Genomic DNA, 13,820 nt, shown 5'->3' with positions numbered 1-13,820 from the left:
TCAATCTATATTTTTAATTAAAACTAAAAACTACTGTTATGAAAAATTATGCTCTTTTTACAATCTCAAAACTAATTATATTCACCTTATTATTAAGCAGCTGTAATTCTACATCAAAAAAAGAAACAGCAAATTTAGACGAAGCAAGAAAAGCAATTCAGGAAAGTAACGCCATTTATTTTGAATCATTTAAAAAAAATGATGCTTCGATATTCATAGACAGATATGCCGAAGATGCCTCTATATTACTCCCAAATGCACCGCAAATTTATGGCAAAGAAGGAGCTGCTAAATTTTTTAGAAAAGCCTATGACGAGTATGGTTTAAGAGGCGGAAAATTTATTACTACTGCAATATATGGCGATGGTGTAGAATATGTTACCGAAGAAGGTTTATGGCAGTCATTGAATTCAAAAGGAGAACTTATGGACGACGGGAAATTTCTTGTTCTTTGGAAAAAAACTTCTAAAGGCTGGAAAATGTTCAGGGATTCATTTAGCAGTAATCGCAAAGCTAAATGAAAAGCTTCTGCAATTATGCAAAACCTGATTTTTTAGTCCTAATTTATAAATCAGGAGTACTGAATTCATACATCTGTACAGGTTAACATTTTACTAATCATAGCTTTGTGAAAAATTAATTTTCAAAAAAAGTTTATGAAAAAAGTTATCTGTTTTATCGCGCTATTATTTTCGCCGGCTTGTTTATTGGCACAAACAGAAGAGGCATTAGTTAAAAAATGTATTGAAAGTTACATTGAGGGTACTTCTTATAACAAACCTGACAGCATCGAAAAGGCATTTTATCCCGAAGCCAGTCTGTTTTTAAGTAATAAAGACAAAGAACTATGGATTGTACCTGCCAGCGAATATGCTAAATGGTTTAAAAAAGACAATCAGGGGCAGTTTAATGGCCGTATAGGCAGGGTTATTTCGATTGATGTGTACAACAATATAGCTTCGGCCAAGGCAGAAATACTAATACCTGGCAAAAAAATGGAATTTATTGATCTGTTTTTACTCAAAAAGCTTCAGGGCGAATGGAAAATAATCAGTAAATCGGCAAGCAGTTTAAGTACCAATAAATCAGGACAGAATATTCTATTTATAGTTTCTAATACCGATCATTATGGTAAATCAACGATAGCCGCAGGCAATAGTTTTTCTGAAATAGTAAACGCTTACAATACTTTTAAAACAGAGGGATACACCGTCGATTTTGTAAGTCCCGAAGGAGGAAGTATTCCATTGGCTTATATCAATACATCTGACACTTTACAAAAGCAATATTTATTTGACCCTGATTTTATGTATGCCCTAAAAAACACTAAAAAGCCCAACGAAATTGATTCAAAAAATTACAAAGCTGTTCATTACATTGGCGGCGGATCTGCGATGTATGATGTGCCGGAAAATAAAGAAATTCAAACTATTGCCTTAAAAGTATATGAAGAAAATAAGGGTATTATCTCCTCTGTTTGTCATGGAACTGCAGGAATTGTAAATTTAAAAACTAATGATGGTAATTATTTAGTAGCAGGAAAAAAAATTAGCGGCTACCCGGATTCATTCGAAAAACAAGATGGGGAATATTTTAAGTACTTTCCATTCTTAATTCAAAAGACAATCGAAGAAAGAGGAGGAATTTTTAAGTTTTCTGCTCGTAATGTCTCACATGTAGAAACAGACGGAAGAATCGTCACAGGACAAAATTTTCAATCGTCAAGCGGTGTAGCTTTAAAGATTATAGAATTAATAAATAATGCAAAAAATGAGTAATGATTTTATTTCGTTTTAATTTATCTTCCAATTTTTGATTACTCTTTTCATCGGACAAATAAAAAAAGCCTTTTAAGATTACTCTTAAAAAGGCTTTTTCATTACAAATTAACAGGCAATATTATTTCCATCCGCCGCCCAAGTCTCTGTAAACATGAACTGCAGCATTCAATTGTTCTTTTTTAGTATCTATTAATTCCAATTTCGCTTCTAATGCATCTCTCTGCGTCATCAAAACTTCAAAATAATCTACTCTGGCAGATTTAAACAAATCGTTTGAAACATCAATTGATTTATTTAAGGCATCAACCTGCTGTGCTTTTAAGTCGTAACCTTTTTGAAGATTTTCGATTTTAGAAAGCTGTGTTGAAACTTCTAAATAAGCATTTAAAATTGTACGATCGTAATTGTACAACGCCTGAAGCTGTCTTGCATTAGCACTGGAAAATTCTGCTTTAATGGCATTTCTGTTAATCAAAGGTGCTGCTAAATCTCCCGCTAATGAATATAAAATTGATTCAGGAAATGTAAATAAATAAGATGGTTTAAAAGCCTGAACTCCAAAAGCTGCCGAAATATCCAATGAAGGATAAAATTCTGCACGAGCAGCTTTTACATCTAATTTTGCCGCAACCAATTCTAATTCTGCCTGCTTAACATCTGGACGATTTGTTAATAATTGAGAAGGAATTCCTGAGTTTACAGCTGCCGGAAGCAAATCTGTAAAATTGGTTTTATCTCTTTTAATATCCTGCGGATAACGTCCTAACAAAAAGTTGATTTTGTTTTCAGATTCTTTAATTTTCTGCAGAATATCAAATTCCAGACTTTTTGAAGTTAAAACCTCAGCCTGAAATTTCTGAACTCCAAGTTCAGTCGCTCTTGCTGCTTGTTTTTGAATCTTAACAATTTCTAAAGCGTTACTTTGCAATGCAATAGTTTGTTTTACAATCTCTAACTGGCTGTCTAAAGCTAATAGTTCATAATAATTATCAGCAATCTCCCCAATAAGGTTTGTAATTACAAAGTTTTTACCTTCAATAGTTGCTAAATAGCGGTTTACGGCTGCTTTTTTAGAATTACGCAGTTTTTTCCAGATATCAACTTCCCAGTTTGCATAAGCTGCAATGGTATAATCCGGTAACGGGTCTGGCATTTCTATTCCCGGTTTAATTTCTGTTGTTGCATCACCGGCACCCTGACTTGTATATCGGCCTACTTTTTCGATTCCTGCGCCCGCACGAACTCCAACTGTTGGCAATAAGGCGCCTTTACGAACTCTGATATCGTTCTTTGCAATTTCAATTTCCTGCAAAGTCATATTTAGTTCCTGATTGTTCTTCAAAGCAATATCAATCAGCTCTACAAGGTTTTGATCTTTAAAGAAATCTTTCCATTTTAGAGAAGAGATATTAGTTGTGTCCTGAGATTTTATGTTTCCAAATGCTTCAGGAACCGGAACACTTGTGCTTGCTGTTTCAGCTGCAGGGGCCTTACATCCTGCCACGGCAAGACATAAGCAAAATGCAATACTGTATTGATATAATTTAACTTTATACATGATTGTTATCAATTTCTTCTGTTAATGGATTCTCTTCTTCATGTTTTACCAGTTTGTGTTTCTCGGCAATTTTGGCAAATATGTAATACAAGCCCGGAATCACAAATACTCCGCAAATAGTTCCTATAAGCATACCTCCTGCAGCAGCAGTTCCAATGGTTCTGTTACCAATTTTACCCGGGCCAGTTGCAAATGCAAGCGGTAATAGTCCCGCAATAAAAGCAAATGAGGTCATCAAAATAGGACGGAATCTTGCTTTTGCACCTTCCATTGCTGATTGTAATACTGATAATCCTGCCGCATGTCTTTGTATCGCAAACTCAACAATCAATACAGCATTTTTACCCAATAAACCAATAAGCATTACCATGGCAACCTGAGCATAAATATTATTCTCTAATCCTGTTAATTTCAATAAAAGGAAAGCTCCAAAAATACCCGCTGGTAAAGAAAGAATTACGGATAATGGCAGAATAAAACTTTCATACTGGGCTGCTAAAACTAAATAAACGAATCCTAAACAAATTAAGAACACCCAAATAGCCTGATTACCCTGAGCAACCTCATCGGCAGAGATACCTGCCCAGTCAATGTCATATCCTCTCGGCAATTTTTCGGCAGCCACTTTCTGAATTACTTTAATCGCCGTACCAGAACTATAACCCTGAGCCGGAGAACCACTAATCTGTGTAGAAGTATACATATTATGACGTGTAATTTCCGAAAGACCATACACTTTTTCTAATTTCATAAAAGCAGAAAAAGGTACCATTTCATCACGATTGTTTTTCACGTACAATTTTAAAATGTCTTCAGGCAGAGCACGATATTCTGGTGAAGCCTGAACAATTACTTTATAATTGATTCCGAATTTAATGAAACTGATTTCATAGTTACTTCCCACAAGAGTTGACAAAGTATTCATGGCATTTTCGATAGAAACACCTTTTTGCTGTGCTAGGTCATTGTCGACTTTCATCATGTATTGAGGAAAACTAGAACTGTAAAAACTAAATACGTTTGATAATTCCGGCTGTTTGTTCAATTCAGCAACAAAGTCGTTATTTACCTGTTCCATTCTCTTATAATCTACAGAACCGGTTTTATCTAACAAACGAAGTTCAAATCCTCCGGCAGCACCGTATCCCGGTACAGCAGGCGGTTGGAAAAATTCGATATTAGCTCCAGTAATATCTTTACATTTTTCCTCCATTTCATGCATAATCTCAACAACAGATTCTTTTCTGTCACTCCAGTCTTTAAGGTTAACCAAACAAGTTCCTGAGTTTGCTCCTGTACCTTCAGACAGAATCTCATAACCTGCTAACGAAGAAACTGATTTCACTCCATCAATATCTTCAGCAATTTTTTGAACTCTTTCTGCAATATTATTAGTTCTTTCTAAAGATGAACCCGGAGGTGTCTGAATTACGGCATAAAACATTCCCTGATCCTCATTAGGAATAAATCCTGAAGGAACAGAACTGCTTATTAACCATGTTCCGGCACAGAAACCCAGAAGTGCAACAATTGTAACTCCTCTTCTGTTTACTATTTTACCTAATGCATTTTGGTATTTACCTTGTGCGAGGTTAAACTTATTGTTAAAACCATCAATGAATATGTTTACAGGTGTTTTCTTTTTAGGTTTACCGTGATTATTTTTTAACATCATCGCACAAAGCGCCGGTGTTAAAGTCAAAGCCACAATACCCGAAAGGATAATAGCTGTTGCCATAGTAACCGAGAACTGTCTGTAAAATACTCCAACAGGACCTGACATAAATGCAACAGGAATAAATACCGCAGCCATTAAGAATGTAATCGCAACAATTGCTCCTGCAATCTCGTGCATTGCTTTTTTAGTCGCTTTAAATGGCGAGAGATGTTCTTCTTCCATCTTGGCGTGAACGGCTTCAATTACCACAATTGCATCATCGACGACGACCCCAATTGCCAAAACCAAAGCAAATAACGTAATCAAGTTCAATGATATATCAAAGAATGTCATAAACACAAAAGTTCCTACCAATGATACCGGTACGGCAATTGCGGGAATAACCGTAGAGCGCCAGTCTCCTAAGAAAAGGAAAACTACCAGACCTACCAGAATAAAAGCTTCAACAAGAGTATGGATTACTTTTTCGATAGAAGCATCAAGGAATTTAGAAACGTCATACGAGATTTCATAATCCATTCCTTTAGGAAATCTCTGTTTGATTTTTTCCAATTTAGCCTTTACTTCTTCAATAACCTGATTTGCGTTACTTCCAAAAGATTGTTTCAATACAATAGCGGCAGATGGTCTTCCATTCAAATTAGAATAGATATCGTACATCGAGCTTCCAAATTCAACTTTAGCAACATCTTTCAATCTCAAAAGCTCCCCGTTTGGATTTGCTTTTACCACAATGTTCTCGTATTGTTCTTTTGTTGTAAAACGGCCCGAATATTTCAATACATATTCAAATGCCTGAGAACGTTTACCGGAACTTTCTCCTGTTTTACCCGGAGAAGCCTCCAAACTCTGACTGGATAATGCTTCCATTACCTCATCTGCAGAAATTTTATAAGCCAGCATACGATCTGGTTTCAACCAGATACGCATTGCATATTCACGTGTTCCCAAGATATCTCCGGATCCAATACCATTTACCCTTTTCAATTCTGAAAGCACGTTGATATCAGCATAGTTGTACAAGAACTTCATGTCGGTATTTTTATCTGTACTGTAAAGGTTCACGTACATCAGCATACTCGGCACTTCTCGGGTAATTTTAATACCCTCTCTAATTACTAATGGAGGTAATTTGTTCGTAACTGAAGCAACACGGTTTTGAACATTAATTGCAGCCTGATTAGGATCTGTTCCTAAGTTAAACACTACTTTTATATTAGCTTCACCATCATTTCCGGCATCAGAAGTCATGTATTTCATTCCCGGAACTCCATTTAAGGCTCTTTCTAAAGGAATAACAACCGACTTGATCATTAACTCACCGTTAGATCCCGGATAATCGGCAGTAACATTCACCATTGGCGGTGAGATTGTAGGGAATTGGGTAATGGGTAAATTCAACACCGACAATACCCCTAAAAAGACAATAATCAACGATATAACTATCGACAATACGGGTCTTTGAATAAATTTATTAAACATTTTTATATTTTTTTAATGATTAAACCTATTTGAAGTTTAAAAAGTGTTTCAGGTTTCAGCATAAAACTTGAAACCTGAAACAATTAAAACAAAAAACTTACTCTGCTTTTAAGCGCAGGTTATTAATTATCTTTTTAGGAGATTCAAATTCGTATTTGATTTTGTCATTTTCTTTTACTTTCTGAACACCTTCAAGTAAGATTTTATCATTTTCATTAAGTCCGCTTTTAATCACATACAAATCAGGAATTTCGCCTGTAATAGTGATTTCTTTTGAGCTTACCTTATCATTTTTATCAACTATAAAAACATATTTTTTATCCTGAATTTCGTAAGTCGCTTTTTGTGGAATTACGATGGCATTTTTAAGAGGAACCAACATTTGAACTTGTCCTGTTTCTCCATTTCTAAGCAGTTTTGCCGAATTTGGGAATCTTGCTCTAAAAGCAATATTTCCTGTTTCATTGTCAAATTCACTTTCGATAACTTCTACGTTTCCTTTTTCTTTAAAAGTATCTCCGTTGGCTAGAACTAAGCTTACCTTATTGTCTGCGCGATCTTTTACATCTGTTTGGTATTGTAGATATTCTGGCTCTGAAACATTGAAATAAGCAAACATCTGACTGTTGTCTGAAAGACTTGTCAATAATTCGCCTTCATCGATAAGACTTCCTAATTTTAGAGGAATCCTGTCGATTGTTCCGTCAAAAGGAGCTCTGATTTCTGTGAATGATAAATGAAGTTTTGCCAGTGCAACTTCTGCTTTTGCAGATTGCAGTTTTGCCTGAGCTACGCTTAATTCGTTTTTAGAAACGATATTTTTATCTGCCAGTAATTTTGAATTTTGTAATTCAATTTCTACTGATTTTTGTTCAGACTGTGCTTTAAGCAATTCAGCCTGATACATGTTTGGCATAATTTTAAACAACAGCTGTCCTTTTTTTACAAACTGTCCTTCGTCAACATAAATATTTTGCAAAAACCCTTTTTCCTGGGCGCGGATTTCAATATTTCGAACAGATTTAATCTGCGAAACATATTGTTTAGTAAATGAAGTGTCAATTCTAACCGGGTTTGTAACAGTGAATTTTTCTGCTTCTTCTTTCTCTTCTTTTTTAGATGTACAGCTAGTTAAGCACACTAAGGCCATAAAGCCTGTGAACAAGATAATTCTTTTCATGATTTAGTTTGGAAATTAAGCGATTGAATGCTTGGAATAATGATTTCTTTAAATGATAAAATGCATCAGCCAGCCTGAGTCAGAACTTAATTTTCATATAAGCAGAAGTAAAAAAATATACATCAACGAGATATGCAGATCACGACTTAGGTAACCGATGTATATTGTAAAATCAAATTCTTAATACGCGCTGCGTAATGTAGATAGGATTTGAATGCCCTAAGAAAGGCGTAGAAATTTTAAAACGATTGGAATCATTCGCTGCAGACTGATCTGAAAGTGCCAGATACAAAGTGTCTACCAAACTGTACGAAACTGCAAAAAACTTATTCGTAAGTAAATCATCATTTCCCGGAAGATCTTCTTCAAGATCAACATCGGCATCTTCAATTATAGAAGTTCCACGATCCTGGCTCGTAAATTTAACTCTATGTTTCTGCGAAAGATTATGATGATGAGAAAAAGTACTGGCATTAAGATATTGGCCTCCGCCCAGCAGAAGCAAATTCATGAATACTAAAAATACTATTAACTTTCTCATTTGGGTGCGAAAGTAGTAAAACTATCAAAACAAAAAAAGAATTTTTAACAAGGTTTAACAGTTATATAAAACGAAAACGTTTTCATTTTTTTATTACATTAAAATTACATTCAAAAACGATTTTTTTTAAAGTATTTTAAGACAATAAACATCTTAAAGTTAAATTATTTAGAAGAATACGGGGATCTATTTTGAGAAATTGATTTCCATAACGGTAAATTCCTGCCCGGCTTTGGTAAAAGTTTTATAAGTATCTTTCATTCCAAATTTTTCATAAAAAGACCTTTTATTCGTTCTGGCATTACACCATACTTTTTCCAAATCTCTTTCTTCTGCAAATTGTAAAATATATTCTAAAAGATGAGAAGCGATTCCTTTTCCCTGATATTCTGTTAAAGTTGCTAGTTTTCGAAACTGCATTTCTCTGCCTTCAATAAAACAGGAAATTATAGAAACTAATTTATGATCTTCAAAAACTCCAAAATGAAATCCTGAATTATCTGTTTCTAATTGTACAAAATCAAAAGGCTGATCCGGCCACATTACTTCATGTCTGATCTGCCAGGTTTCTGAGGCTTCAATTCTCTTTATATTCATGTATATTTATTTTCTTTTTTTAATCAAAAATAGAATAATGGCAATTTATACACAAAACAGACTAAGTTAATCAACAGATTTTCTTAATTGATTTAATTTAACAATAGTAAGATTTACCTTTCTTTTTTAATAATATAAGATTATATTTACATTTAAAATTAGAAAAAATAAATATGAAAAAATTAATCTTAGCAGTATTACTATCTATTAGTGCAAACAGCTTTGCACAATTAATACAAATTGGCCCGCAGGTTTCTTACAACTTTACCTCTCCTATCACAAATGATTTCAGCTCAAAAAGCAGCGGTACCGGAGTTGGCTTCGCTGGATTCGCAAGAGTAAATCTATTAATGTTTTATGCGCAAGGTGAGTTTGGATATACAAAATCAGAATTTAGTATTGCCCAAACAGAAACTGAAAAAACTGATTATGAATTATCAGGAACAGATGCAACATTAATAGCGGGGTTTAAAGTAATTCCTTTAGGAAAACTTGGTAATATTCGTGTATTTGCAGGATATAACTGGAAAAATTATTCAAATACTAAGACGAGTAATACTTTAAATTATGTTGAAATTGCAAAAAACAACCATAGTTTACTAGGTGGGGTTGGTATCGATTTATGGAGGCTGACTTTAGATTATAGATATATTGCCGGTATTACAGATCTGGATCCTTCTTCTGATCAAGATTTAAAAACAGGAACTTCCAGTCTTTCACTTGGCTTTAAATTTTTATAAAAAAAGGGAATCTTAAACAGATTCCCTTTTTTGTTATATTTATTTGCAACATTACTTCATTCTTACAAAATAAACTTCTGGATTATTTTCGGTTATTTTTTGAATACCTTTTTTTCCATGTTTTGCTATATTAATGGCACGCATTACTCTTATATCTTCATCAAAAATACAATCCCAAACCCTGCCGTCTGATAAAATAAAAGCAGAATATAAAGAATCAGCTCTGTCTGTATTAAAGTAAAGTAAATCTTCTGTTTTGATTAGTTTTTTTACTTTTGAAGCACGATCCTGCTCATAAAACAAAATTTTATCCTGTGCTACTTCTACTAATTTATCAACTTTTTGGTTATTAAAATTTTCGCTGGTTTTAACAGTCCAAATTGGTTTATCGCCCGTAACTAACCAGGTTCCGCTTATTTTTTCTAAAACATCTTTTCTTAGAATTTCTTTTAAGGTATCTATCTCTCTTAATGATTCCTGTCCAATTTTGTTTTCCGGTTTAATTTTCGACGCAAGCGAAAACAAATCAAGAGCTTTTACATACTCTGATTTCTTTAAATAAGAAAGAGCCAATTCGTATTTATTCTTCTGAAATGTCTCCTTTGAGGCATTTTGTGCTATACTTTTAACTGAAAAAAGCAAAATGATAAGGATCAGATAATTTTTCATCTATTTAAACTTTATTTTTATTTTGCAATATTAGAATATTTTTCTTACAAAATAAAATAAAAATAAGTTTAATCTGATAATATTTTTAATTTGAGAATGAATTTAAAATCGCTATTGCTTTTTTAACATCTTTTTTATTGACAAAAATATGGTCGTGATAAAATGCCGCAACAACATTACAACTTATATTACTGTCTGAAAGTGCCTTTGAAAATGCGGCTGTTAATCCAACAGCTTCCAGCGAAGAATGTACAGAAAATGTTATCCAGGACATTACAATGGCATAATCCAACTTTAGGCTGTCTGCTGTTTCTTTTTTAAGAATTATTGTAACTGCCTCATTTTCTTTAAAGAACATCACAATATCGTCTAGATTTATTGGATCTAATTTTTCGATTTTACAAAAAACATAATCTCCTGAATTATGTTCTGGTTTCATGCTTTTAAGCAATGTCTGTAAATCTTTTTCTCCCGACATGTACGTTATTATTTTGAAAGTTTCCTCTTAGTATTTTAATAATCGAAAAATAAATCGGAATGTATCATAAGCAGCAATCAACGGAACCGACTCGTAGTTATCACTTTTATATTGGTATTGGTAACGCAAATTGATCTTAATTCAGACCTAAAATTCGATTTTCTTTTGAGCAATCCTAAATTATCAATAACCTTAAAAACAAAAAAAGACTATTCTCTTTCTGAAAATTGTTTGTACGTTATAATATATGATATTTCTAACTGATTAAATTTCAATTAAATATAATCAAAAAGTAAATCGAAATTGGGTCTTATTATAATTCTTTATCCTTTACTATAGAATCGCTCCAGATTATTAGTCTCTATTTTTTCAACACCTTTTTCGGTTTTTTTCGCAATATTAATTACATGCAGGGTACGGCCATTTTCATCTATCGTCCAATTCCAGACAGTTCCGTCAGATAAAATAATGGCTGAAAATAAAGAATCTGACTCGTCTTTATTGTAGAAAACCAAATTTTCAGTTTTTAAAAGCTTCTTAGCTAAAGTCTTTTTATCCTGCTCATAAAATAAAATCTGAGTATTATTTATTTCAATAGATTCTTCAACTAATGCATTTTTTAAATCACTTTCCGTATTTACAGACCAAACTGGTTTATCACCTATCAGTTTCCATATTCCAAGTGCTTCATCCAGGATTTCTTTTCTTAAAATTTTTTTTAAGGTATCTACTTTTTTAATAGATTCTTTCCCTAAATCATTTTCAGGTCTAATTTTGGACGCGACAGAATATAAATCGAGTGCATTTTTAAAATCTGCTTTTTTGTAGCAGGACACAGCCATTTCATATTTATTTTTTTGAAATTTAGCTTTTGCATCATCTTGAGCTATACAATGAATAGATAGCAATAAAATAATTAGGTTAAGATAATTTTTCATTTAAATGGGGGTTTTAAATTGACTGCAAACATAAGCTAGATTAATGAAATAATTTCTTAAAGTTTATATATATTTATAAAGAGGAGAAATTCACAACTACAAAAAGCACAATAGTCAGTTCCTTAATGTTTTAAACAAAAAATCATCTTTCTCAATATTGAGAAAGATGATTTTTTATACAACTAATTGCTTATTATTTTGCTATCCAGGTATTGTTTGCCGGTGTAAAATCCATAAAAATACCACCATCAACAGTTATCTGTTTAACTTGTTTTTTACCATTTAAAGTAATTGCAGCCAGTTTTTGATTTGATTCCCAAATTGCAGGAGTTTGATGCAGGCTTTCTTTTAAACCATCAGTGTAAACCACATTTACATCAAACGGAATTGCAAAACCTCCAACGTTTTCTACAGAGACTGTATTCTTTGTTACGCTTTTTACTGAAAGATCAATATAATTATTAGTGAAGAACCAGTTATTGAAAAACCAATTCAGGTTTTTTCCTGAACCTGTATTCATTGAATTAAAATAATCCCAAGGAATTGGGTGTTTCCCGTTCCAGGTATCCATATAATGATGCAGTGATTTTTTGAATAAATCGTCTCCAAGCAAATCTTTTAATGCTATATAAGAAAGAGAAGCTTTTCCGTAAGAGTTATTTCCATAACCCGGACCCGAAACTTGTGTAGACATTGAAATTATGGGCTGATCTTCTTCTGTTGATTTATCATTGATATAATCTTCAACCCTAAATTCTTTATAGAATTTATCTGCTGCTTCTTTTCCATGTTCAGCAATTCCAATTAAATATTCAAAAGTTGTTGCCCATCCTTCGTCCATAAAAGCGTAACGTGTTTCATTAATTCCCATATAAAAAGGGAAATACGTGTGTGCTACTTCGTGATCCTGAACTAATTGAGCAAATTTTGGGTCATTCATTTGTGAATCGTTACACATCATTGGGTATTCCATATCTGCAAAGCCCTGAAAAGCTGTCATTTTAGAAAATGGGTACGGAACTCCCGGCCAGTTATTTGAAAACCAATCTAAGGCAAATTGATTGTTTTTAATTGAATTTACAAAATCAGTTCCTTTCACATCATAAGCAGCCTGAACACTGGCACGGCGATTTGTTTTTTTATCGACCACAACGCTGCTCGCATCCCATAAATAATGATCGCTTAATCCAAAACACACATCTGAGATATTTTTAACTTCAAATTTCCATACATTCCATTCGTTTTGCTTAGTCACGATACCGCTTTTCATTTCCTGTTCGTTTGCAATATGCATGATTTCATCTGTTATGTATGATTTTTTCAAACGTGCTGCAAACTCAGGCTGTAAAACCTCATCTGGATTTAAAAAATCTCCGGTTGCATACACCACATAATTTTTTGGTGCTTTTACAGAATAAACATAATCGTTGAAATCATTGTAAAATTCCTGACGATCTGTGTGTGCTAATCTGTCCCAGCCATTATAATCATCAAAAACAGAAACGCGGGGATAACTGTAAGCCGCAAAAAATGTAGTTTCGTCAATTTGTCCTTCTCTTCCGCTTTCTTTTGATAATGGATAATTCCAGTCGATATTAATGGTAATTTTAGAATGTGGCGCAATTGCTTTTTTCAATTTCACATTTCCAACAGTTCCCCAGCTTCTGGCATCTTCTTTATACACTTCATCCGCAACTTTTAGAGATGTAATGGTTAATCCGTTACTTAAAAAATCGTCACTTACACTCCCGCCTCTTGGCGAAGAAGGTTTATGAAGATTATTTACAAATCGAATTGCAAGATTTCTTAAACTATCGTTACTGTTGTTTTCGTAAATAATTGTTTCTGTTCCGCTGACCAATTTTGTTTTAGCATCAACAGTAATATCCATCGTATATTTTCCGTGGTTCTGCCAATAGTTTTTTCCGGGTTTACCATCTTTAGAACGAGTTCCTTTGGCGTAAGCTTCTTTAATATTTCGGGGCATATAAAGCTCTTGTGCAAAGCTGGTTTGTGCCAAAAACAAAAAAGCAATAAATGCAAATTGAGATAGTCTTTTTTTCATAAGTTTTTTTTGGTTTGATGATTTAATGATGTTAATAAGACCCAATTTTTGAAATAATGTTACAAAACTTTATAAAATTATATTTTTAAAACATAATAAAGAAAACTTAGAAC

General features: G+C 33.2%; 12 protein-coding genes. 3 read left to right on the top strand and 9 right to left on the bottom strand.

Annotation, left to right across the window (positions count from 1 at the left end; translation table 11 throughout):
• The first annotated feature begins 38 nt into the window (after window positions 1-38).
• Window positions 39-521: a YybH family protein gene (locus tag LUU93_RS05545; RefSeq protein WP_232679163.1), complete on the top strand. Its 483-nt coding sequence runs from the start codon at window positions 39-41 to the stop codon at window positions 519-521.
• 135 nt (window positions 522-656) lie between these two features.
• Window positions 657-1,778 (top strand): nuclear transport factor 2 family protein, encoded by a 1,122-nt coding sequence (locus tag LUU93_RS05540; protein WP_232679161.1) that lies wholly within the window; start codon window positions 657-659, stop codon window positions 1,776-1,778.
• Window positions 1,779-1,899: 121 nt separating this feature from the next.
• On the opposite strand, the gene LUU93_RS05535 is transcribed toward LUU93_RS05540, so the two are convergent.
• The 5 genes from LUU93_RS05535 to LUU93_RS05515 form a co-directional block, all read right to left on the bottom strand.
• Window positions 1,900-3,339, bottom strand: coding sequence for a TolC family protein (locus tag LUU93_RS05535; RefSeq protein ID WP_232679159.1), 1,440 nt, complete (start codon window positions 3,337-3,339; stop codon window positions 1,900-1,902).
• Window positions 3,332-6,499: an efflux RND transporter permease subunit gene (locus LUU93_RS05530; RefSeq protein WP_232679157.1), complete on the bottom strand. Its 3,168-nt coding sequence runs from the start codon at window positions 6,497-6,499 to the stop codon at window positions 3,332-3,334. Before LUU93_RS05530 ends, LUU93_RS05535 begins: the two co-directional genes overlap by 8 nt.
• Before the next feature lie 97 nt (window positions 6,500-6,596).
• Complete coding sequence (locus LUU93_RS05525; protein ID WP_232679155.1) at window positions 6,597-7,679, bottom strand: efflux RND transporter periplasmic adaptor subunit; 1,083 nt, start codon at window positions 7,677-7,679, stop codon at window positions 6,597-6,599.
• Window positions 7,680-7,851: 172 nt separating this feature from the next.
• The gene (locus LUU93_RS05520) at window positions 7,852-8,220 is read right to left on the bottom strand and encodes a hypothetical protein (RefSeq protein WP_232679153.1); all 369 of its coding nucleotides are present in this window, start codon (window positions 8,218-8,220) and stop codon (window positions 7,852-7,854) included.
• A gap of 186 nt (window positions 8,221-8,406) precedes the next feature.
• On the bottom strand, window positions 8,407-8,817 hold the full coding sequence (locus LUU93_RS05515; protein ID WP_232679151.1) for a GNAT family N-acetyltransferase: 411 nt from the start codon (window positions 8,815-8,817) through the stop codon (window positions 8,407-8,409).
• A 173-nt stretch (window positions 8,818-8,990) separates the two neighbouring features.
• Between LUU93_RS05515 and LUU93_RS05510 the strand changes: the two genes are divergently transcribed.
• Window positions 8,991-9,557: an outer membrane beta-barrel protein gene (locus tag LUU93_RS05510; RefSeq protein WP_232679149.1), complete on the top strand. Its 567-nt coding sequence runs from the start codon at window positions 8,991-8,993 to the stop codon at window positions 9,555-9,557.
• A 51-nt stretch (window positions 9,558-9,608) separates the two neighbouring features.
• Here the strand turns inward: LUU93_RS05510 and LUU93_RS05505 are convergent, their stop codons facing one another.
• The 4 genes from LUU93_RS05505 to LUU93_RS05490 form a co-directional block, all read right to left on the bottom strand.
• Window positions 9,609-10,226 carry a hypothetical protein gene (locus LUU93_RS05505; RefSeq protein ID WP_232679147.1) on the bottom strand — a complete coding sequence of 206 codons (618 nt, stop codon included), beginning with the start codon at window positions 10,224-10,226 and terminating at the stop codon, window positions 9,609-9,611.
• 85 nt (window positions 10,227-10,311) lie between these two features.
• Window positions 10,312-10,704, bottom strand: coding sequence for an ACT domain-containing protein (locus tag LUU93_RS05500; RefSeq protein ID WP_232679145.1), 393 nt, complete (start codon window positions 10,702-10,704; stop codon window positions 10,312-10,314).
• Window positions 10,705-11,027: 323 nt separating this feature from the next.
• On the bottom strand, window positions 11,028-11,642 hold the full coding sequence (locus tag LUU93_RS05495; RefSeq protein WP_232679143.1) for a hypothetical protein: 615 nt from the start codon (window positions 11,640-11,642) through the stop codon (window positions 11,028-11,030).
• Window positions 11,643-11,835: 193 nt separating this feature from the next.
• Window positions 11,836-13,707, bottom strand: coding sequence for a M1 family metallopeptidase (locus LUU93_RS05490; RefSeq protein WP_232679141.1), 1,872 nt, complete (start codon window positions 13,705-13,707; stop codon window positions 11,836-11,838).
• Window positions 13,708-13,820: the final 113 nt, after the last annotated feature.

Origin of the sequence: Flavobacterium soyae (assembly GCF_021245985.1) — a bacterium.
Classification (GTDB): Bacteria; Bacteroidota; Bacteroidia; order Flavobacteriales; family Flavobacteriaceae; genus Flavobacterium; species Flavobacterium soyae.
Note: the sequence above shows the minus strand (reverse complement) of the source record. Positions and strands in the feature narration are given on the sequence as shown.